This window comes from Streptomyces sp. NPDC102258, from assembly GCF_055584685.1.
In genome coordinates this window covers 34,349-55,753 of the sequence record NZ_JBVJLO010000017.1, presented here as the reverse complement: position 1 = coordinate 55,753, position 21,405 = coordinate 34,349, and the positions used below count along the sequence as shown (strand labels likewise).

Here is a 21,405-nt window from a genome sequence, read left to right as displayed (position 1 = left end):
TTCCGTCCCGCCCCCGCCGGGCGGGGGCGGGAGCGGCTACGCCAGGGCCGCCGCCACCGCCGTGGCCAGGGCGGCCGCGTCCGGGGCGTCCAGGGGTTTGCCGTCGGTGTCGACCACGTACAGGGTGTCTACCGCGTTGGCGCCGAGCGTGGAGACGTGGGCGCTGCGCACCCGGACCCCGCAGGACTCCAGCGCGCGCCCGACGCGGTGCAGCAGCCCCACCGCGTCGGGCGCCCGCACCTCCAGGACGGTGGCCAGCGAGGAGACGCCGGGGACCACCGTGACCCGGGGCGGCGGCGGGACCACCCCGCGCCGCTTCGGGTACGCCGCCTCGCGGTCGGCCAGCTTCGCCGGGACGTCCAGCGAGCCGTCGAGCGCCCGCAGCAGGTCGGTCCGCAGCTGCGCCGCCTGCGGCAGGGCCCCGTACGCGGCGGACACCCGCCAGCGCAGCACCACGGCCTCGCCCAGCCGGCCGGGGAGTTCCACGAAGCGCAGCCCGGCCGCCCGCACGGTCAGCCGGTGCAGCGCCAGCACCCCGGCCACCGCCGGGAGCACCCCGCACTGGTCGGGGACGGCGACGACGAGTTCCGCCCCGACGGCGTCGTCGTCCTCCTCCTGGTGGGCGTGCAGCGCGAGCACCGGCCCCCCGGTGCGCAGGGCCTCCACCGCCAGGCGTTCCTGTTCGGCGGTCGGGATCTCCGGCTCGGCGGGGGCGGGGGCGGCGCCGCTGAGCACGGCGGCGACCCGGGAGACGAGGTCGGCCACGAGGGAGCCCCGCCAGGTGCTCCAGGCGGCGGGCCCGGTGGCGAGGGCGTCGGCTTCGGTGAGGGCGTGCAGGACCTCCAGGGTCGCGGTGGAGCCGACGGCTTCGGCGACGGCCTTGACGGTCGCGGGGTCGTCGAGGTCGCGCCGGGTCGCGGTGTCGGCCAGCAGGAGGTGGTGGCGTACGAGGGTGGCGAGCACGGCGGCGTCCTCGGCGGCGAAACCCACCCGGACGGCCGTGTCCCGGGCGATGGTCTCGCCGGCCACCGAGTGGTCCCCGGGCCAGCCCTTGCCGATGTCGTGCAGCAGGGCCGCCATCAGCAACAGGTCGGGGCGGCCCACCCGGCGGGTCAGCTCGCCGGCCCGCACGGCCGTCTCGATGAGGTGGCGGTCCACGGTCCAGGTGTGCACGGGGTTGCGCTGGGGCCGGCACCGCACCCGCTCCCAGTCGGGCAGCAGCCGGGTGATCAGCCCCTCGGCCTCCAGCGCCTCCCACACGGCCACCATCGGCTCCCCGGCGCCCAGCAGGGTGAGCAGCTCTTCGCGGGCCTCCGCCGGCCAGGGCACGGGCAGCGGCCGGCCCTGGGCCGCGAGGCGGCGTACGGCGTGCGGCGAGACGGGCAGGCCCGCCTGGGCGGCGGCCGCGGCGAAGCGCAGGGGCAGTACGGGGTCCCGGTCGGGCCGGGCGGCCAGGGCCAGTACGGCCTCCCCCTCGGACTCCACCACGCCCTCGGCGAGCGGTGCCCGCTCGACGGCGGGAGCCCCCCGGCCGCCGAGCAGCCCGCGCAGCCGGGGGCGGGCGGCCCGGGCCCGCAGGACCCGGCCGACCTCGCGCCAGGTGACGTCACCGGCGTACGAGATCACCCGCGCGGCCTCGTACACCTCGCGCAGCAGCGCGTCCGCGTCGAGCAGTCCCAGCCGGGCGGCGACCTGGGGCTGTTCCTGGAGGGAGAGCCGCTCGGTCGCCCGGCCCGTCACGAGGTGCAGCGCGTCGCGCACGTCCAGCAGCCGGCGCCGGGCCTCGGCGAGTCCCTCGCGCGGGGCGTCGGCCAGCCAGGACGCGGCGACGGCCCGCAGCGCGGTGACGTCGCGCAGCCCGCCCCGGGCCTCCTTCAGGTCGGGTTCCAGCAGGAAGCGCAGCTCACCGGCCCGCTCGGCGCGCTCCAGGCACAGCGCGCGCAGCTCGGGGAGCCGCCGGACGGCGAGGTTGCGCCAGTCGGCCAGGACCGTGGTGCGCACCCCGGCGAGCATCCCGGCGTCCCCGGCGACGAGCCGCGCGTCCAGCAGCCCGAGGTGGGCCTTGAGGTCCTCGGCGGCGGTCTTGCGGGCCTCGGCCGGGGTCCGTACCGAGTGGTCCAGGGCCAGTCCGAGGTCCCAGACGGGGTACCAGAGGCGGTCGGCGAGCGCGCCCAGTTCGCGGGGCCGCGCCTTGCCGTCGTGGAGCAGCAGCAGGTCGAGGTCGCTGCGCGGGGAGAGTTCCCCGCGGCCGTAGCCGCCGACGGCGACGAGGGCGGCGCCGCGTACGCCGGTTTCCCGGGCGGCGGTGGTGAACAGGGCGGACAGCCACTGGTCGGACAGGGCGGACAGCGCGGAACGCCGGGCGGGCCCGGACCGCGCCTCCTCCTGGAGGAGGCGCAGCCGGGCCGCGGCGTATCCGCCGGGCTCGGGACCGTCCGGCCGGCCGTGGCCGCCCGTGCCGTCGGTGGTCTCTTCGGCGCTCGTCACCCGGGGGCTCCCGTCACCTAGAGCGCGTCGGCGCCGCGCTCGCCGGTGCGGACCCGGACGACCGAGTCCACGGGGACGCTCCACACCTTGCCGTCGCCGATCTTGCCGGTGCTGGCGGCGCTCACGATGACGGAGATCAGCTCCTCGGCCTCGGCGTCGTCCACGAGCACCTCGATGCGGATCTTCGGTACGAGGTCGACGGTGTACTCGGCGCCCCGGTAGACCTCGGTGTGGCCGCGCTGGCGCCCGTAGCCGCTGGCCTCGGAGACGGTCAGGCCCTGGACTCCGAAGGCGTGGAGGGCTTCCTTGATCTCGTCCAGCTTGTAGGGCTTGACGATCGCGGTGATCAGCTTCATGCGTCGACCTTCTTGCTCGGTGCGGGTCCGGGGCCGGGGGTGGGGGCGGGGGCGGCGGTGCTCCGGGAGGAGATGCCGCCGCCGGCTCCGCTGAAGTCGTAGGCGGTCTCGGCGTGCTCGGCCTGGTCGATGCCGGAGACCTCCACGTCCTCGGATACCCGCATCCCGATGGTCTTGTCGAGGAGGAAGGCCAGCAGCGCGGAGACGACGAGGGAGTAGGCGAGGACCGCGAAGACGCCGACGGCCTGCTTGCCGAGCTGGATCAGGCCGCCGCCGTAGAACAGGCCGGCCGCGTCGGACTGTACGCCGCCGGTGGCGAAGAGGCCGACGAGGAGGGAGCCGGTGATGCCGCCGACGAGGTGGACGCCGACCACGTCGAGGGAGTCGTCGTAGCCGAACCGGTACTTCAGGCCGACGGCCATGGCGCACAGCACACCGGCGATGGCGCCGACGGCGATCGCGCCGAGCGGGCTGACGCAGCCGCCCGAGGGGGTGATGGCGACGAGGCCGGCGACCGCGCCGGAGGCGGCGCCGAGGGTGGTGAAGGAGCCGTGGCGCAGCTTCTCGTAGCCGAGCCAGGCGAGCATCGCGGCGGCGGTGGCGACCTGGGTGTTGACGAACATGACCGCGCCGACGCCGTCGTCGTTGCCGAGCCACGATCCGGCGTTGAAGCCGAACCAGCCGAACCACAGCAGGCCGGCGCCGAGCATCACCAGCGGCAGGCTGTGCGGGCGCATCGGGTCCCGCTTGAAGCCGACGCGCTTGCCGATGACGAGGATGACGCCGAGGGCGGCGGCGCCCGCGTTGATGTGGACGGCGGTGCCGCCCGCGAAGTCGATGACGCCGAGCTTGAAGAGCCAGCCGCCGGCGCCCCACACCCAGTGCGCGACGGGGAAGTAGACGACGGTCACCCACAGGGCGGAGAACAGCGCCCAGGCGCTGAACTTCACGCGGTCGGCGAGGGCGCCGCTGATCAGGGCGGGGGTGATGACGGCGAACATCAGCTGGAAGACGGCGAAGACGTAGACCGGGATGGTGTAGCCGTCCCACAGCTCGGTGATGCCGATGCCGCTGAGGCCGACGTAGTCGGAGTTCCAGCCGATGAGGGAGCCGGAGTCGGTGCCGAAGGCGAGGCTGAAGCCGAACAGGACCCACAGGATCGTGACGATCCCGAGGCTGATGAAGCTCATCATCAGCATGTTGAGGCTGCTCTTGACGCGGACCATGCCTCCGTAGAAGAAGGCGAGTCCCGGGGTCATCAGCATGACCAGGGCGGAGCAGATGAGCATGAACCCGGTGTTCGCGGCAGACAGGGTGGGGGCGTCTGCCGCGAGGGTCGTGATGGCTGATGCCATCGGCGTCTCCTCGTCGTCGGTACGTTCGCGTGCGGGCGAGCGTGAAAACCTGAGCGGCGCAAGGCGTAGGCCGGGGGGCTGGCCTGGGGACTGGCCGGTTATGGGCCATGAGATTCGCGCAGGCCGGTTTCCGGCGGCGCCGCTGGGTGTTTCGCCCCGATGACGAAGAGGTCGTGCGTGTTACACGTCCATGAACGGAACTCGAAGGTTCCTGGAGTCGCGGGGAGGCTAGACGGCCTCGGCGGCCTCGGGCAGCCGGGAGGCGAGCAGGTCGGTGAGCCGGACCACCTCGGCGACGTCGCCGTATTCACGGGCGGCGCTGTCCACGGTCTTGCGGAGCCGGTTGTTCACCCGCTCGGACCGCACCTTTCGCGCCACGTCGAGGGCCCGGTCCACGAGGACGGTGGCCTGCTCGGGCTCCCGCTGGAGGAGGTGGACGGTGGCCATGCCGATGAGGTTCAGGGCGTACGAGCGCTGGTGCTCGTCGTCCTTGGAGAACAGCTCGACGGCCCGCCGCATGACCGGCTCGGCGAGGGAGGCGTAGGTGGGGCTGCGCCCGGCCACGTAGGCCAGATCACGGTAGGAGTGGGAGTTCTCGCCGTTGAGCTCGGCCTCGGAGAAGAAGCGGATCCAGTCGGGCTCGGGCTCGCCGTCGAAGCCGACGTCGGAGAAGGTGTCCTCGGCCATCCGCACGGCCCGCTTGCAGCGGCTGGGCTGTCCCATGTTGGCGTAGGCGCGGGCCTCCATCGCATACAGCATCGCCTGGGTGCGCGGTCCGGCGCAGTCGCGGCTGCCGTACTGGGCGAGGTGGATGAGCTCCAGCGCGTCCTCGGGCCGCCCGAGGTGGATCATCTGGCGGCTCATGCTGGAGAGGATGTACGAGCCCAGCGGCTTGTCGCCGCCCTCCTTCGCGGCGTGCAGCGCGAGGACGAAGTACTTCTGGGCGGTCGGGTGCAGGCCGATGTCGTAGCTCATCCAGCCGGCGAGTTCGGCGAGCTCGGCGGCGACCTTGAAGAGCCGCTTCATGACGGGCGCCGGATGGTTCTCCTGGAGCAGGTCGGTCACCTCGTGGAGCTGTCCGACGACGGCCTTGCGGCGCAGTCCGCCGCCGCACTGGGCGTCCCACTGGCGGAACATCACGGTGGTGGCCTCCAGGAGGCCGAGCTCCGGTTCGGAGAGCCGGGGCGGGCGGTGGCCGCCGGCGCCGGTCTGCTCGCGCCCTGCGGGGTCGGCGGCCGGGGCCGGGACCAGCCAGCGCTGCATGGGCTCGATGAGCGCGGGGCCGGCGGAGAGGGCCAGCGAGGTCCCGAGGAAGCCCCGGCGGGCCAGCATCAGGTCGCTGCGGGAGAACTCGCTGAGCAGCTCCACCGTCTGCGGGCCGGCCCAGGGCAGGTCGACCCCGGAGACGGAGGGGGTCTGGTGGGCGGTGCGCAGGCCGAGCTGTTCGATGGCGACGACGGAGCCGAAACGCTCGGAGAAGAGCTCGGAGAGGATGCGGGGCACCGGTTCGCGGGGCTGTTCACCGTCGAGCCAGCGGCGCACGCGGGAGGTGTCGGTGCTGATGTGGTGGGCGCCCATCTGGCGGGCGCGACGGTTCACCTGGCGGGCCAGTTCGCCCTTGGACCAGCCGCTGCGGACAAACCAGGAGGTCAGCTGGTCGTTCCGGTCGGTGGCATCGCCACTCGTTCCGCTTGCGCCGCTGCCGCTCACTGGAACGCCCCCATCCTGCATCGCCTCTTCACCACGAACCCTGGCCGGAACGAGTGGCGCCGGTGGGACCTTCACAGGTCCTCCACACATTGCCTCCGGCATACCCACGGTCGGGTCCGCCATCCGGGTTCGTGCACCGAAAGTAATCCTACGATCACCCGCGCCGCGAGGCCGATCCTGGAAACGCCACCATTCGCCACCCCTTCGAATGAACTCCCCACCGGCCAGGCGCGATTCACTTGACACCGAGGCGAAACGGAATGGTTGGACGGGAGTGCGCACGGGGCGCGCGCGGCGAGGAGTGCGCCGGGGCGGCCCCTTGGGAAGGCACGGCGCACCCGTCCGCCGACCGGTCCCGCCGACGTCGTAACCACCGGCACGTCCGACCCGTTGGAGGGGGCATGGGCATGGGCTTCACGATCGGCGGCAGCCGCGGCACCAAGGAGTTCCGTTCCGGCGTCCGGCGCCGCGGCCGGACCTCGGAGTGCACGACGGTGGCGGAGTACACCGGCCTGTGGGGCTGGGACGCGGTACCCGGCGCCCGGGCCGCGGCCCCGGCCCGCGACTGTTCCTGCGGTCATACGAACTGCGTCACGCCGGGGGCGCATCCGCTCGACTTCGCTCCCACCGTTCCCGGCGGCGCCACCCTGGACGAGGTCACCGAGGTGTGGGGCGAGTACCCGGGCGCGGCGATCCTGCTCCCGGTCGGCCGCTCCTTCGACGTGATCGAGGTGGCCGAGGAGGCCGGCCGGCGCGCGCTGGTCCGCATGGAGCGCATGGGGCTGCCGCTGGGGCCGGTGACGGTCACCCCGGACGGGCGCGCGCAGTTCTTCGTCGCCCCGGGGGCGGCGGCCGGGCTGCCGCAGCTGCTGTACCGGATGGGCTGGGACGACGCCGATCTGGACCTGCGCGCCCTGGGCGCCGGCGCCTTCCTGACCGCCCCGCCCTGCGACCACGCGGGCCTGGGCCCGGCCGGCTGGCTGCGCCGGCCCTCCCTGGACCGGGCCGGCGGCCCCCCGCAGGCCCGGCTGCTGCTGGGCACCCTGGCCTACATCTGCCACCGCTTCCGCGGCTAGGCGCCCGCAGTCGCCAGTGCCCCCGGGTCCGGCGCGGACGCGGGGGCACTGGTATGCGTAAGGGCGGCTGATCCCGGAGCCGGGTCCCGGTCGCCGGTCAGTCGCCGATGAGGGCGTCGACGAACGCCTCCGGCTCGAAGGGGGCCAGGTCGTCGGGGCCCTCGCCCAGGCCGATGAGCTTGACCGGGACGCCCAGCTCGCGCTGGACGGCGATGACGATGCCGCCCTTGGCGGTGCCGTCGAGCTTGGTCAGCACGATGCCGGTGATGTCCACGACCTCGGCGAAGACGCGCGCCTGGGTCAGGCCGTTCTGCCCGGTGGTCGCGTCCAGGACCAGCAGGACCTCGTCCAGCGGGCCGTGCTTCTCCACGACGCGCTTGACCTTGCCGAGCTCGTCCATGAGCCCGGTCTTGGTGTGCAGCCGGCCGGCGGTGTCGATGAGGACGACGTCCGCTCCCTCGGCGATGCCCTCCTTGACCGCGTCGTAGGCGATGGAGGCGGGGTCGCCGCCCTCGGGGCCCCGTACGGTACGGGCGCCCACGCGCTCGCCCCAGGTCTGGAGCTGGTCGGCGGCGGCGGCGCGGAAGGTGTCGGCGGCGCCGAGGACCACGCTGCGCCCGTCGGCGACGAGGACGCGGGCCAGCTTGCCGGTGGTGGTGGTCTTGCCGGTGCCGTTGACGCCGACGACCATCACGACGGCCGGGGTGTCGACGCCGCTCTCCGTCTTCACGGCGCGGTCGAAGTCGGTGCCGAGGAGGGTGAGCAGCTCCTCCTTCAGCAGGGTGCGCAGCTCGGCGGGGGTGCGGGTGCCGAGCACCCGGACCCGCTCGCGGAGCCGGTCCACCAGCTCCTGGGTCGGCGCGACACCGACGTCGGCGATGAGGAGGGTCTCCTCGATCTCCTCCCAGGTGTCCTCGTCGAGGTGCTCGCGGGAGAGCAGCGTGAGCAGCCCCTTGCCCAGCGAGTTCTGGGACCGGGCGAGCCGGGCGCGCAGCCGGACCAGCCGGCCGGCGGTGGGCTCGGGCACCTCGATCGGCGGGGCCTCGGGCTCGGGGGCCGCGACCACCGGGTCCTCGACGGCGACCGGCGACCCGGTGGCCGTCTCGGCGTCCGGGAGGCCGACCTCTTCGATGGTGCGGCGCGGTTCTTCCGCCGTCTCTACGGCGTCCTCCCCCACCTGCGGTTCGGCAGGCGGGGCAGTGATGGTCGGCGTGCTCGGCGGCGCCGTGGGGGGCAGCTGCTTCTTCTTGCGGCTGCTGACCACGAGCCCGCTGATCGCGCCGACCGCGACCAGGGCGATGACTACAGCAAGGATCAGGATTTCCATAACCCCCCCAGTATCGGCCACGGGCCGCCCCGGGCCCCGGAACCGGGACTTCGGTCCCGGGGCGTACGACCCATTTGTTGTTTTAACGGCACTTCTACGATGATGGACGACTTGCCCCGAGCCCTCCCCCACCGGAGTACCGCATGCCTGCCGAAGAGACCTCCGTGGAGACCCGCGGCCTGGAACCCGTTCCCGACGCGGAGCGCGGCGGCCGGGTCCGTGACCTGGTCCCCACCTGGGTGGCCGCGAACATCAGTGTGCTGCTGCTCACGATGGGCGCGGGCCTGGTGATCCTCAACAAGCTGAACATCTGGCAGGTGCTGGTCGTCGCGATCGCCGCCCCCGTGGTCTCGTACGGGATGGTCGGCCTCATATCCATCGCCGGCAAGCGCGGCGGCGCTCCCGGCATGGCGCTCTCGCGGGCCGTCTTCGGCCAGCGCGGCAACCTCTTCCCGGGCGCCCTGATCTGGGTGGCCCGGTGGGGCTGGGAGACGATCAACGCGGTCAGCGGGGCCTACGCCGTGCTGACCGTCCTCGACCTCGTCTTCGGCGTCAAGAGCAGTACCCCGCTCATCGTGGTCACCCTGCTCTTCTTCGTGGGCTGCACCTTCGTGGTCTCCGGACTCGGCATCAAGGCGCTGCGCGTCTGCTCGACCTGGTCGACGTACCTCTTCGGCGGGTTCAGCGTGCTGGTCCTCGGCTACCTGCTCTTCACCACCGACTGGTCCGCCGTCCTCGGCAAGCCGGCCGGCTCGACGGCGATGATGGTCGCGGGCATCGGCACCATCGCGGCGGGCGGCATCAGCTGGGTGCCCTCGGGCCCGGACTTCACCCGCTACCTGCCCCGCGCCGCCTCCTCCAAGGCCCTGGTCGGGGCGACGGTCGGCGGCGCGGGCGTGGTCGTCCTGCCGATGGTGCTGATGGGCGCCGTCATGGCCGTGGGCACGCCGGACCTGGCCACCGCCCAGGACCCGGTCTCCTTCATCGGCGAGCTGCTGCCGACCTGGCTCGCGGTCCCGTACCTGCTCATCGCCCTCATCGGGATGCTGCTGATCAACTCGATGTCCATGTACTCGGCCGGGTTCACCGCGCAGACCCTCGGCATCAAGGTCCCGCGCGCCTGGGCCGTCAGCGTCAACGCGGTCATCAGCCTGGTCTTCGGCTTCCTGCTGATGGTGGTGGCCACCAGCTTCTTCGGCTCCTTCATCTCCTTCCTGACCCTGCTGGCGGTGGCCTTCTCCGCCTGGATCGGCGTCTTCGGCGTGGACATGCTGCGCCGCCCGTCCTACGACGGCCGCGCGCTGCTGGACACCACCGCGAGCAGCGCCTACTGGTACAAGGGCGGTTTCGCCTGGCAGGCGATGACGGCCTGGGGCGCGGCCCTGGTGGCCGGGCTGCTGTTCACGAAGGTGGACTGGTTCAGCGGACCGCTCGCCTCCACCTGGATCGGCGAGAACGGCCTGGGCTGGGTGGCCGGCATCGTGACCTCCGGCGTGCTGTACGCCGTGCTGCCGCGCACCGCCGCCCCGGCCGCACCGGCCGACGCCGGTGCGCGCGAGCCCGCCGGATCCCTGTCCAACTGACGCTTCGTCAGCTAGCGTCCCCCTTCGCCCGCCCACCACCTCCGGCGAAGGGGGACTCCTCCATGCCCATCACCGTGGCCCGGTTCAATCTCGTCGACCCGAACGGCACCCCCGAGACCCTCTCCGCCCGCTACCGAGCCGCCCTGGAGATGGCGACGTACGCGGACGTACGCGGCATCGACACCATCCAGACCGAGGAGCACCACGGCACCGCCAACAACTGGCTGCCCTCCCCCTTCGCCTTCGCCGGCGCGGTGTTCGGCGCCACCCGCCGCATCGCGGTCACGGTCTCGGCGATCATCGGCCCGCTCTACGACCCGCTGCGGGCCGCCGAGGACATCGCGGTCCTGGACCTGCTGAGCGGCGGCCGGCTGGTCACGGTGGCGGGCATCGGCTACCGGCCCGAGGAGTACGAGCAGCAGGGCGTGGAGTGGGGCCGGCGCGGCCGGCTCCAGGACGAGCTGCTGGAGACCCTGCTGAAGGCGTGGACCGGCGAACCGTTCACCCACCGCGGCAGGACCGTACGGGTGACCCCGCGCCCCTTCACCCGGCCGCACCCACTGCTGCTGGTCGGCGGCAGTTCCGAGGCGGCGGCCCGGCGCGCGGCCCGGCTGGGGCTGCCCTTCTTCCCGAGCGCGCACCTGCCGGAGCTGGAGGCGTACTACCGGGAGCGGCTCGCGGAGTACGGGACGGAGGGCTTCTGCATGATGCCCGCCGCCGAGACCCCGCTGCTGCACATCGCCGAGGACCCGGACCGGGTCTGGGCCGAGTACGGGAGGCACTTCCTGCACGAGGCCGGGATGTACGCCTCCTGGCAGTCCAAGGACATCCGCAGCGCCGTACGGTCGGGCGCCCGGTCGGTGGCGGAGCTGCGCGCGGAGGGCGTGTACCGGGTGCTGACCCCGGACGAGGCGCTCGCGTACGCGCGGGGCGCGGGTGAGAGCGGGAACCTGGTGCTGCACCCGCTGTGCGGGGGGATGCCGGTGGAGGAGGGCTGGCGGAGCCTGCGGCTGCTGTGCGAACGCGTACTGCCCCGGCTCAAGGACTGAGCCGGGGCAGCACCCGTGGAGGGGAGGGGTGGTGGCGGGGGATGGTTACCCCATCTCCTCCAACGCCTTGCCCTTGGTCTCCGGCACCCACTTGAGGATGAAGGGGATCGAGAGCACGGCGAAGACGGCGTAGATGACGTAGGCGCCGGACAGGTTCCAGTCCGAGAGGCTCGGGAACGACACCGTGATGACCCAGTTGGCGATCCACTGGGCGGCGGCGGCCACACCGAGTGCGGCGGCGCGGATGCGGCCCGGGAACATCTCGCCGAGCAGCACCCAGACCACCACGCCCCACGAGAGGGCGAAGAAGAGCACGAAGCAGTTGGCCGCGATGAGGGCGACGAGGCCCTGGGTGTGCGGCAGGGCGATCTCGCCGCCGCTGGTGTCCTTGTAGGAGAAGGCCCAGGCGGCGAGTCCGAGGGAGATCGCCATGCCGGTGGAGCCGATGAGGGCCAGCGGCTTGCGGCCGATCCGGTCCACCAGCAGCATCGCGATCACCGTACCGACGATGTTCACGACTGAGGTCTCGAAGGAGTACAGGAACGAGGAGCTCGGGTCGATGCCGACCGACTGCCACAGCGAGGAGCTGTAGTAGAAGATCACGTTGATGCCGACGAGCTGCTGGAAGAGGGAGAGGCCGATGCCGGTCCAGACGATCGGCAGGAAGCCGAAGCGGCCGCCGAGGAGGTCCTTGAAGCTGGACTTCACCTCGGAGTGGATGGCGGTGTCGATCTCGCTGACCCGGGCGTCGGCGTCGATGTGCTCGCCCTCGACCTCGCGCAGCACCGTCTTGGCCTTCTCCATACGGCCGATCGAGACGAGGAAGCGCGGGGACTCCGGGATGGCGAAGGAGAGCAGGCCGTAGAGCACGGCCGGGACGACCATGACGCCGAGCATCCACTGCCAGGCTTCCAGGCCGCCGATCTTGCCGCGCTGGTCGCCGTCGGCGAGGTTGAGGATGCCCCAGTTGACCAGCTGCGAGACGGCGATGCCGATGACGATGGCGGCCTGCTGGAAGGAGGCGAGCCGGCCGCGGTAGGCGGGCGGGGAGACCTCGGCGATGTAGGCGGGGCCGATCACCGAGGCCATGCCGATGCCGAAGCCGCCGATGACGCGCCACATGGCGAGGTCCCAGAGGGCGAACGGGAGGGCGGAGCCGATGGCGCTCGCGGTGAAGAGAACGGCCGCGATCTGCATGCAGCGGATTCGGCCGATCCGGTCGGCGATGCGTCCCGCGGTGGCCGCACCGAAGGCGCAGCCAATGAGGGCGGCGGCGATCACCTGGGCGAGGGTGGCCGACCCGACGTCGAAGCGGTCGCGGATGGCCTCGACCGCGCCGTTGATGACGGAACTGTCGTAGCCGAAGAGGAATCCGCCCATGGCCGCGGCCGCGGTGATGAAGATGACGTGCCCGAGGTGCTCGGGGTGCGGCGAGCTGCCGCCGCCGGGCGTCGATGCCTTCGCTGTGCTGCTGGTCAAGGTGTGCTCCGTGGGGGGTTTCGTCCGTTCTCCTAGTGGCGCACAGGTCAAGATCGGGCACCACCCGAAGCCGGGGGACAGCGGAGCCGAGCCTATGTGTTCATTTCCTGAAGTCAAGAGGTGGTGTGAAGGTCTTGTTAACCTGTGGCAGGCCGTATGCCCTGCATTCCTGACTTCATTCCTTGAAAGCTGAAGCGGTTCAGCCAGGTTCAGCGCAGACGCTGGCTGATCACCTTCGAGACGCCGTCGCCCTGCATGGAGACCCCGTAGAGCGCGTCCGCGATCTCCATCGTCCGCTTCTGGTGCGTGATGACGATCAGCTGCGAGCTCTCCTGGAGCTCCGCCATGATCCGGATCAGCCGCTGGAGGTTGGTGTCGTCCAGGGCGGCCTCCACCTCGTCCATCACGTAGAACGGGCTGGGCCGCGCCTTGAAGATGGAGACCAGCAGCGCCACGGCCGTCAGCGACCGCTCGCCGCCCGACAGCAGCGACAGCCGCTTGACCTTCTTGCCCGGCGGGCGGGCCTCGACGTCCACCCCGGTGGCCAGCATGTCGTCCGGGTCGGTGAGCACGAGCCGGCCCTCGCCGCCGGGGAACAGCCGCGCGAAGACGCCCTCGAACTCCCGGGCCGTGTCGCGGTACGCCTCGCTGAAGACCTCCTCGACCCGCCGGTCCACTTCCTTCACGACTTGAAGGAGGTCGGCCCGGGTCTTCCGCAGGTCCTCCAGCTGCTCGCTGAGGAACTGATGGCGTACTTCGAGCGCGGCGAACTCCTCCAGCGCGAGCGGATTGACCTTGCCGAGCTGCTGGTAGGCGCGCTCGGCCGCCCTGAGCCGCTTCTCCTGCTGGGCGCGGACGAAGGGGCCGGGCCGGTTGCGGGGGTCCTGGGGATCCTCCGGCAGGGTCTCACCCTCCGCCGCGGGGGACGGCGGAACCGGCTGGTCCGGGCCGTACTCCGCGACGAGCGCGGCCGGCTCCACCCCCAGCTCCTCCAGCGCCCGCGACTCCAGCTGCTCGATGCGCAGCCGCTTCTCGGCGCCGAGCACCTCGCCGCGGTGCACCGAATCGGTGAGCTTGTCGAGTTCGGCCTTGAGGTCCCGGCCCCGGCCGCGGGCCTCACCGAGCTCCCGCTCGGACGCCCCCTTGGCCTCTTCGGCCGCCGTACGCTCCCGCTCGGCGCGGGCCAGGGACACCTCCAGGTGCGCCAGCAGCTGCCGGGCCCCCTCGGCCACGGCCCGGCCCACCTCGGCCTCGTGGCGCAGCCGCCGCCGGCGCCGCTCGGCGCGCGCCCGGGCCTCGCGTTCGGCCCGGGCCGCGCGGTCCAGGCCGTCCGCGCGGCCGGCCAGCCCCTTGACCCGTTCCTCGTGGGTGCGCAGCTGGAGGCGGGCCTCCATCTCGGTCTGCCGAGCGTTCGCCCCGTCGGCCGCGAGGCGGTCCCGCGCGGAGGTGTCGGGTTCCCGCTCGGCCGGCAGCTCTTCCACCGCCGCGAGCCGCTCCGCGCATTCCGCTACGTCGGCCCGTGCGCGTTCCAGCGCCTCCCCGGCCTGGGCCACGGCCAGGGCGGTGCGCTCCGCTTCGCCCAGCGCCCCCTTCGCCTGCCCGGCCAGCCGCCCGAGCTGCTGGGCGACCCCGGCCCGGGCCCGCTCCCCGGCCCGGCGCCGCTCGCCCAGCTCCTCGGCCAGGGCCGCCGCCGCGTCCCGGCGTTCCCGGGCCGCCTCCTCGGCGCCGGCCAGCTCGCGGCACCGGGCGTCCAGCCGTTCCAGTTCCGCCGCCGCTTCGTCCACGGCCGCCCGCACCTCGATGAGGCTGGGCGCACCGGCGGAGCCGCCGTGCGCGAGGTGCGCCCCGAGCACGTCCCCGTCGGCGGTCACCGCGACGAGCCCGGGGTGCGCCGCCACCACCTCCTCGGCCTCCTCCAGCGAGCCGACCACCACGTGGTCCCGCAGCACCCACGCCACCGCCCGGCACGCCTCGGCGTCCCCGCGCACCAGCCGGGCGGCCTCCACCCACGCTCCGTCCGCGGAACCCGGCGGGGCGGTCGCCGGCCGGGCACCGGCGCCCTGAGCCCCCACCGCCGCCGCGCCGCTCCGGGTCACGCCGGTCCGGAGGGCCTCCCCCGCCCCCTGCGCCTGCCCGGGCAGCACCCCGCCGGCCCCGGTGGCCCCGGGGCCCGGGAGCGCCGTGCCCGGTGCCGGGGCCTGGCCCGGCACCTCCGCAGCCGGGACCGGGGCCGCCCCGGGCGGGGTGATCAGGAAGGTGGCGCGGCCGGCGTCGGTTTCGCGGAGGTGGCGGATCGCCAGGGCCGCCGCCCCCGGAGAGGCCACGGCCAGGGCGTCGGCGGCGGCTCCGAGCGCGGCCGCCACGGCGACCTCGTGACCCGGGACCACCGCCACCCGCTCCGCCGCCGGCCCCAGCAGCCCGGCCAGCCGCTCGCGGGCGGCGAGCAGCGCTCCCGTTCCGTCCTTGCGCCGCAGCCCCAGCGCGAGCGCCTCCCGCCGGGCCGAGACCGCCGCCCGGGACCGCTCCGCCGAGGTCACCTCATCCCGGGCGGCGGCCAGCGCGGCCTCCGCCCCGGCCAGCCCGGCGCGCGCCCGCTCGTACTCCCCCTCCACCGAGGGGTCCTCCAGGGCGCCGACCTCCTCGGCCAGCGCCTCGTACTCCTCCCACGCGGCCCGCGCCCGCAGTTCCGCCTCGTCCCGGGCGGCCGCCAGCCGGTCGATCTCGGCCTGGGCGGCGCCGGCCCGGGAGCGGGCCGCGCCCAGCCGCCCGGTCAGCCGGGCCAGTTCCTCGCGCCGGTCGGCAATGGCCCGCGCCGCGTCCCGCAGCCGGCGTTCCTCCTCGGCGAGGGCCCGCTCCAGCCCGGCCCGGTGCTCGGAGGTGTCCTCCAGCGCCCGTTCGGCGGCCTCCAGCGCGGCCGCGAGCTCCGCCTCCTGCTCCCGGATCCGGGCGGCCTCCCGCTCCAGGTCCTCCGGGTCCCGCCCGCGCCGCTCCTCCTCCACGGGGGCCGAGGCGCTCTTGACCCGGGCCACCGCCAGGGACTCGGTGCCGCGCACCCGTTCGGCCAGCTGCGAGAGCTCGTACCAGGTCTGCTGGGCCCGCTGGAGCCGGGGCGCGAGGCGCCGCACCGACTCCTCCAGCGCGGCCTCGTGGCGCAGCGCCTCGGCGAGGTCCCGTTCGGCGGACTCCTTGCGCTCCTTCAGCGCGGCCTCGTCCGCGATCTCCGCGTCGAGCGCGCCGCGCAGCGCGACCAGGTCGTCGGCGAGCAGCCGCAGCCGCGCGTCGCGCAGGTCGGCCTGGATCACCGCGGCCCGCCGGGCCACGGCGGCCTGCCGTCCCAGGGGCTTGAGCTGGCGGCGCAGCTCGTCGCCCAAATCCTGCACCCGCGCGAGGTTGGCCTTCATCGCGTCGAGTTTGCGCAGCGCCTTCTCTTTGCGCTTGCGGTGCTTCAGGACGCCCGCGGCCTCCTCGATGAAGGCGCGGCGGCCCATCGGATCGGCGTGCAGGACGGAGTCGAGCTGGCCCTGCCCGACGATGACGTGCATCTCACGGCCGATGCCGGAGTCGGAGAGCAGCTCTTGGATGTCGAGGAGCCGGCAGGTGTCCCCGTTGATCTGGTACTCGCTGCTGCCGCCGCGGAACATGATCCGCGTGATGGTGACCTCGGCGTACTCGATCGGCAGCGCGCCGTCGGAGTTGTCGATGGTGAGGGAGACCTCGGCCCGCCCCAGCGGCGGGCGGCCGGTGGTCCCGGCGAAGATGACGTCTTCCATCTTGCCGCCGCGCAGGGTTTTGGCTCCCTGTTCCCCCATGACCCAGGACAGCGCGTCCACCACGTTGGACTTGCCGGAGCCGTTCGGGCCCACGACACAGGTGATGCCCGGTTCGAAGCGCAGGGTGGTCGCGGAGGCAAAGGATTTGAAGCCGCGCAGGGTCAGGGACTTGAGGTGCACGCCGCCGGACTCTACCTTTCACGTGCGGTTTCACCCCAGAAGGTGCAGGGCGGATCAGACGTGGCGGTGAAAGAAAGAAGGGACGCCGAAGCGTCCCTTGCAGATCATGCGGGGCTGTTGTCGAGCGACGGGTAGCGCGGATCAGGTGAGCGCAGGCTCCGCCTGGGATACGTCGAGGTCAATGCTGTTCAGCAGCGAGTCTCCGTGCTGAGCGGCGGCAGCGTTCAGTGCGTCGTTCTCGGACTGGATCCGTCCGAGCTCGGACTCAAGGTCCTGGACGCGCTGCTGAAGCCGTCGCATCTCGGCGAGGAGTCGCGGGTCGGAACCGCCGACGTAACCGAGAAGCGCCTTTGCCATGATGGATGGTCCTCCACACTGAGTGACCGACCGAAGCGGTGTGGGTCGTGAGGGAATCGCACCCGCGGTGTCCGGCAGCGACTGTCAGTCACTGCGCTTACTACTGCCAGCACTGCCAAACAGCTCAGGTGCGCGGGGCTTCCAGCGTCTCACCAAAAAGTTTGACGGTCAACACGATCACGCCCCGTATCGGCGGGCGGCCCGGCCCGCGCGCCCGGCGGGGAGATCGGCCTCGTCTTCGAGCCTTCCACGAATCGGGCCCCCGGGCAACGCCTCGGCCGTGAATGCGCAGTTCCGACCGGGTGCGGACGATCCGGGGATGCGATCAGACCATGATCGGTCGATCATTCACCGGATCTCGAACCCCTCGTAGCCACCGCGCGGTGTGCCCCATATCTCTGTCACCCCGTCGACCCTCCCGGGCGTGTCGGCGGAGCGGAGCCAGTCGAGCAGCCGGTGGCAATTCTCACGTTGACCCTCGGCCACCACCTGTACTCGCCCGTCGTCGAGGTTGAGCGCGAAGCCGGTCATGCCACCGATCTCCAGGGCATTGGCCCTGGTGAACCAACGGAAGCCCACTCCCTGTACTCGGCCGCGTACCCACGCGGTCAGGCGGACGTCTTCATTCATGCATGAACGCTAACCGCGCAAACGTTTTTGGAGCACATCGCCCCCTTGGCCCATCGACTACAGTCCCCCACCAATGACTCACCTGTTCGGGTGAGGAGCTCGATCTTGTGAGGGAAGGCTCGCCGCCGATGGGACGCCACCGACTCCACGCCACGCCGCGCCCCGGCGGCCGGCGCCGCACCGTCGTACGGGGCGGCCTGCTCGGCGTGTCCGTGGCGGTGGCGCTCGGTGCGGCCGCCGTGACGACCGGCTTCGTCCCGGTCGGCGGCTCCTTCCCTTACGTCGGCACCGACTCCGGCAGCGACGTGCGGGCCGGGGCGAAGCCCTCCGCGAGCGCCGACGGACCGGCCGCCGAGCAGCAGGGCGGCCTCGCGAACCTGTCCGGCCGCGCCTCCTCCGTCCCGGAGCCGGGCGCCGGGAGGGGCAGCCCGTCCCCCTCGCCCACCCCCTCGGCCTCACCGTCGACTACCCCCTCCGCCTCCGCCTCCGCCGAGCAGCCGGCGGCCGGGAAGCCGGAAACCAAGGAGCCCGAGGCCAAAAAGCCGGCGGAGAGCGCCGCCCCCGCCAAGCCCGCGCCCGTGAAGCCCGCCCCCGCCAAGCCGCTGCCCGTGAAGCCGGCTCCCTCGAAGACCGCCGCTCCCAAGCCCGCCCCCACCACTGCGCCCCAGCCCGACGACGCCCACTCCGCCGAGGAGGCCGCCGTCCTCACCCTGGTGAACCAGGAGCGCGCGCGGGCGGGCTGCGTCCCGGTCCGGGCGAACCCGCCGCTGGCCGCGCTGGCCGGAGCCTTCAGCAAGGACATGGCCGTCCGGGGCTTCTTCGACCACACCGACCCGGACGGGAACACCCCCTGGCAGCGGGCCGAGAACGCCGGTATCGGCGGCCTCGGCGGCGAGAACATCGCACGCGGCCAGGGTGACGCCGCGACCGTGATGGACGCCTGGATGAAGAGCCCGGACCACAAGGCGAACATCCTCAACTGCGAATTCCGCACCCTGGGCATCGGCGTCTACTTCGCCGACGGCGGCCCCTGGTGGACCCAGGACTTCGGCTTCTAGACGCCCGCCACGACCGCCACGCCTGTTACGCCCGCCAGCGCCGCCCGGCCCGCCAGGATCACCCGGGTGTGCTCCGCCACGCGCCGGCCGAGGTGCTCGGCGGTCGCGAGGTCGGCCTTGTGCACGCCCTCGGGGCCCTCGTCGGAGTTGGTCTGGGCCGCGGCGCCGGAGGAGAAGCCGAGGCGGTTGAGGTCGTACTCGCTGCCGGCGGTGGAGTTCCAGCCCGGCTTCAGGCCCAGGCTGACCCAGCTCATGCCGTGCTGGGAGGCCAGCATCTGGAAGAACTGCAGGGTGTTCAGCTTGTCGCCGGCCTTCGAGGCGGAGTTGGTGAAGCCCGCGGCCACCTTGTCCCGCCACGCGTCCCCGAACCAGCGCTTCGAGGTGGCCTCGGCGAAGACGTGGAAGGCGCCGGAGGCGGTGCCCATGTAGGTCGGCGAGCCGAAGATGATCGCGTCGGACGCGTCGAGCAGTTCCCATTCGGCATCGGTGATGGTGTCGACGCTGATCAGGTGCACCGTCGCCCCCGTGGCGGCGGCGCCCGCCCGGACGGCCTCGGCGACGACGGCGGTGTGCCCGTAGCCGGAGTGGTAGGCGACCGAAACGACGGGAGCGGTGGTGAGGGGGCTGGACATGGCGGTTCTCCTCGGGGAAAGCGGGGTGACGAGAAGAAGAAAAACACTAACTTTTGGAAAGCGCAAGCAGACGGTTAGCGCTACCCGGAGGTAGGCTGTCCCCATGGAGACGACCCCTGTCTGTACCGAAGCCGGCGCGGCGGACCTGCCCTTCGACGTCTTCGCGCGTGCCTGCCCCTCCCGGGAAACCCTGGAACACGTCACCGGACGCTGGGGCAGCCTCACCGTCGGCGCTCTGCGCGAGGGCCCCTGCCGCTTCAACGAGCTGCGCCGCCGCGTCGACGGCGTGAGCGAGAAGATGCTCTCCCAGACCCTGCACGCCCTGGAGCGCGACGGCATCGTCCACCGCGAGGCGCAGCCCACCAACCCGCCCCGCGTCGACTACGAGCTCACCCCGCTCGGCCGTGAGGTCGCCGACCGCCTGCTCGCCCTGATCCACTTCGTGGAGGGCGCCATGGACGAGGTCCTCGCCGCCCGCCGGGTCTACGACACCGCGCGCGGCGGCCGCTGACAGCGCGGGCAGAAGTAGCTCGACCGGTTCATCCAGGCCCGGCGCCGCATCGGCGTACCGCAGCGGCGGCAGGGCTCGCCCTCGCGCCCGTACGCGTCCAGGGACCGGTCGAAGTACCCGGATTCGCCGTTCACGTTGACGTACAGGCTGTCGAAGCTGGTCCCGCCGACGGCGAGGGCGGCGTTCATGACCGCCCGCACATGGGTCAGGAGTTCCGTGCTCCGGGGGCGGGTGAGGGTGCCGGTGGGGCGCTCGTAGTGGAGCTTCGCGCGCCACAGGGCCTCGTCGGCGTAGATGTTGCCGACCCCGCTGATCAGCGACTGGTCCAGCAGGGCCCGCTTCAGCGTGGTGCGCTTCGCGCGCAGGGCGAGGTGGTAGGCGCCCTCGTCGAAGAGCGGGTCCAGGGGGTCGCGGGCGATGTGCGCGATGACGTCCGGCAGGCCCTCGGCGCTGCCGGGCACGGTCTCGTGCAGCGAGAGCCCGCCGAAGGTCCGCTGGTCGACGAAGCGCAGCTCGGTCCCGGCGGAGTCGGCGAAGCGGATCCGGATCCGCAGGTGCTTCTCGTCGGGGGCGTCGGCCGGCTGTACCAGCAGCTGCCCGCTCATCCCGAGGTGTCCGAGGACGGACAGGTCCCCGTCCAGCGGCAGCCACAGGTACTTGCCGCGCCGCATCGGCGCGCCGACGGTCCGCCCGGCCAGCCGGGCCGCGAAGTCGGCGCCGCCCGCCGGGTGGCGGCGTACGGCCCGGGGGTGGAGCACTTCCACGTCGGCGACCGTCCGCCCGGCCACCCATCGCTCCAAGCCGCGCCGCACCACTTCGACTTCGGGCAGCTCGGGCACGGTTTCTCCTCCGGGGTGACGCGGATCCGGTCGCTGCCGCCGAGCCTACCGGCCCCCTTCGGGCCCCCGGAAACGGGTCCGCCCCGCCTCCTGCCGGGGCAGGGGGCGGGGCGGGGAACGTCCCGAAGGAAGCGTCAGGCCTGCGGCGCGGGGTCGACGGGCGTCGGCGCCCCGCCGTCCTCGGCCACGGCTTCGGCCACGGCCGGAGCCGGGACCTCCGCCGCCGCGGTGGCGGCTGCGGCTGCTGCCGCGATCCGCTCGTCCGCCGCGGCGCGGATCCCGCGCCACGCGGACTCCGCCGCCTGCTGTTCCGCTTCCTTCTTGCTGCGGCCGGTGCCGGTGCCGTACGAGACACCACCGACGCGAGCGGCAGCTGTGAAGGTCTTCTCGTGGTCCGGTCCGGTCTCGGTGACCAGATATTCCGGTACACCGAGGCCTTCGGCCGCCGTGAGCTCCTGGAGACTGGTCTTCCAGTCCAGGCCGGCCCCGAGGTTGGAGGACTTCTCGATCAGCGGGTCGAAGAGCCGGTGGACCAGCTCCGAGGCCGCGTCGAGGCCCTGGTCGAGGTAGACCGCGCCGATCACCGCTTCAAGGGTGTCGGCGAGGATGGAGGCCTTGTCCCGGCCGCCCGTGCCCTCTTCGCCCCGGCCGAGCCGGATGAAGGAGCCGAGTTCGAGGCCACGCCCCACCTCCGCCAGTGCGCGCGAGTTGACCACCGCGGCCCGCAGTTTGGCCAGCTGGCCTTCCGGCAGGTCGGGGTGGGTGGTGTACAGCGTGTCCGTGACCACCAGGCCCAGCACGGAGTCCCCGAGGAACTCCAGGCGTTCGTTGGTGGGCAGACCGCCGTTCTCGTACGCGTACGAACGGTGGGTCAGCGCACGCACCAGAAGGGCGGACTCGAGTCGATACCCGAGCCGCCCTTCCAGAAGCACGTGGGACGAGGCCGCGTTGTTACTGTCTGCCTGCTTCTCAGCGTTGGACAGCTCAGACATTGCGCCTCTCACCA

The 21,405-nt window shown here is 72.9% G+C and carries 17 protein-coding genes; 5 read left to right on the top strand and 12 right to left on the bottom strand.

Going from position 1 to position 21,405, the window contains the following annotated elements; genetic code table 11:
- Positions 1-36: 36 nt before the first annotated feature.
- The 4 genes from ACZ6ZT_RS25625 to nsdA all read right to left on the bottom strand — a co-directional run bounded on the left by ACZ6ZT_RS25625 (position 37) and on the right by nsdA (position 5,908).
- The gene (locus ACZ6ZT_RS25625; RefSeq protein WP_469722250.1) at positions 37-2,487 is read right to left on the bottom strand and encodes a [protein-PII] uridylyltransferase; all 2,451 of its coding nucleotides are present in this window, start codon (positions 2,485-2,487) and stop codon (positions 37-39) included.
- Positions 2,488-2,504: 17 nt separating this feature from the next.
- Complete coding sequence (locus ACZ6ZT_RS25620; protein ID WP_469722249.1) at positions 2,505-2,843, bottom strand: P-II family nitrogen regulator; 339 nt, start codon at positions 2,841-2,843, stop codon at positions 2,505-2,507.
- On the bottom strand, positions 2,840-4,198 hold the full coding sequence (locus ACZ6ZT_RS25615) for an ammonium transporter (RefSeq protein ID WP_469722248.1): 1,359 nt from the start codon (positions 4,196-4,198) through the stop codon (positions 2,840-2,842). The genes ACZ6ZT_RS25620 and ACZ6ZT_RS25615 overlap by 4 nt, the downstream gene beginning before the upstream one ends.
- Before the next feature lie 228 nt (positions 4,199-4,426).
- Positions 4,427-5,908, bottom strand: a complete 1,482-nt coding sequence (nsdA, locus tag ACZ6ZT_RS25610; protein WP_469722247.1) for a transcriptional repressor NsdA — start codon at positions 5,906-5,908, stop codon at positions 4,427-4,429.
- A 407-nt stretch (positions 5,909-6,315) separates the two neighbouring features.
- Here nsdA and ACZ6ZT_RS25605 point away from each other — a divergent pair, with 407 nt between their 5' ends.
- Complete coding sequence (locus ACZ6ZT_RS25605; protein WP_469722246.1) at positions 6,316-6,984, top strand: bifunctional DNA primase/polymerase; 669 nt, start codon at positions 6,316-6,318, stop codon at positions 6,982-6,984.
- Between the two features lie 97 nt (positions 6,985-7,081).
- Here the strand turns inward: ACZ6ZT_RS25605 and ftsY are convergent, their stop codons facing one another.
- Complete coding sequence (gene ftsY, locus ACZ6ZT_RS25600) at positions 7,082-8,311, bottom strand: signal recognition particle-docking protein FtsY (protein ID WP_469722245.1); 1,230 nt, start codon at positions 8,309-8,311, stop codon at positions 7,082-7,084.
- Between the two features lie 143 nt (positions 8,312-8,454).
- On the opposite strand from ftsY, the gene ACZ6ZT_RS25595 reads away from it, so the two are divergent.
- Positions 8,455-9,894: a purine-cytosine permease family protein gene (locus ACZ6ZT_RS25595; RefSeq protein WP_469722244.1), complete on the top strand. Its 1,440-nt coding sequence runs from the start codon at positions 8,455-8,457 to the stop codon at positions 9,892-9,894.
- Positions 9,895-9,956: 62 nt separating this feature from the next.
- Positions 9,957-10,943, top strand: a complete 987-nt coding sequence (locus ACZ6ZT_RS25590) for an LLM class flavin-dependent oxidoreductase (RefSeq protein ID WP_469722243.1) — start codon at positions 9,957-9,959, stop codon at positions 10,941-10,943.
- 45 nt (positions 10,944-10,988) lie between these two features.
- Here ACZ6ZT_RS25590 and ACZ6ZT_RS25585 read toward each other — a convergent pair whose 3' ends face one another.
- The 4 genes from ACZ6ZT_RS25585 to ACZ6ZT_RS25570 form a co-directional block, all read right to left on the bottom strand.
- Complete coding sequence (locus ACZ6ZT_RS25585; protein WP_469722241.1) at positions 10,989-12,422, bottom strand: sugar porter family MFS transporter; 1,434 nt, start codon at positions 12,420-12,422, stop codon at positions 10,989-10,991.
- A 209-nt stretch (positions 12,423-12,631) separates the two neighbouring features.
- Positions 12,632-16,372, bottom strand: a complete 3,741-nt coding sequence (locus tag ACZ6ZT_RS25580) for a chromosome segregation SMC family protein (protein WP_469722240.1) — start codon at positions 16,370-16,372, stop codon at positions 12,632-12,634.
- A gap of 141 nt (positions 16,373-16,513) precedes the next feature.
- Positions 16,514-16,729, bottom strand: coding sequence for a hypothetical protein (locus tag ACZ6ZT_RS25575; RefSeq protein WP_469722239.1), 216 nt, complete (start codon positions 16,727-16,729; stop codon positions 16,514-16,516).
- Between the two features lie 348 nt (positions 16,730-17,077).
- The gene (locus ACZ6ZT_RS25570) at positions 17,078-17,359 is read right to left on the bottom strand and encodes an acylphosphatase (RefSeq protein ID WP_469722238.1); all 282 of its coding nucleotides are present in this window, start codon (positions 17,357-17,359) and stop codon (positions 17,078-17,080) included.
- A 128-nt stretch (positions 17,360-17,487) separates the two neighbouring features.
- On the opposite strand from ACZ6ZT_RS25570, the gene ACZ6ZT_RS25565 reads away from it, so the two are divergent.
- Positions 17,488-18,417 (top strand): CAP domain-containing protein, encoded by a 930-nt coding sequence (locus ACZ6ZT_RS25565; RefSeq protein ID WP_469722237.1) that lies wholly within the window; start codon positions 17,488-17,490, stop codon positions 18,415-18,417.
- Here the strand turns inward: ACZ6ZT_RS25565 and ACZ6ZT_RS25560 are convergent.
- The gene (locus ACZ6ZT_RS25560; protein WP_469722236.1) at positions 18,414-19,049 is read right to left on the bottom strand and encodes a flavodoxin family protein; all 636 of its coding nucleotides are present in this window, start codon (positions 19,047-19,049) and stop codon (positions 18,414-18,416) included. The genes ACZ6ZT_RS25565 and ACZ6ZT_RS25560 overlap by 4 nt on opposite strands.
- A gap of 103 nt (positions 19,050-19,152) precedes the next feature.
- Here ACZ6ZT_RS25560 and ACZ6ZT_RS25555 point away from each other — a divergent pair, with 103 nt between their 5' ends.
- A complete protein-coding gene (locus ACZ6ZT_RS25555; RefSeq protein ID WP_469722235.1) occupies positions 19,153-19,560 on the top strand; it encodes a winged helix-turn-helix transcriptional regulator in 408 nt (135 codons plus the stop codon).
- On the opposite strand, the gene mutM is transcribed toward ACZ6ZT_RS25555, so the two are convergent.
- Both mutM and rnc read right to left on the bottom strand, forming a co-directional pair.
- On the bottom strand, positions 19,533-20,399 hold the full coding sequence (gene mutM, locus ACZ6ZT_RS25550; RefSeq protein WP_469722234.1) for a bifunctional DNA-formamidopyrimidine glycosylase/DNA-(apurinic or apyrimidinic site) lyase: 867 nt from the start codon (positions 20,397-20,399) through the stop codon (positions 19,533-19,535). The genes ACZ6ZT_RS25555 and mutM overlap by 28 nt on opposite strands.
- A 134-nt stretch (positions 20,400-20,533) precedes the next feature.
- On the bottom strand, positions 20,534-21,391 hold the full coding sequence (gene rnc, locus ACZ6ZT_RS25545) for a ribonuclease III (RefSeq protein ID WP_469722233.1): 858 nt from the start codon (positions 21,389-21,391) through the stop codon (positions 20,534-20,536).
- Positions 21,392-21,405: the final 14 nt, after the last annotated feature.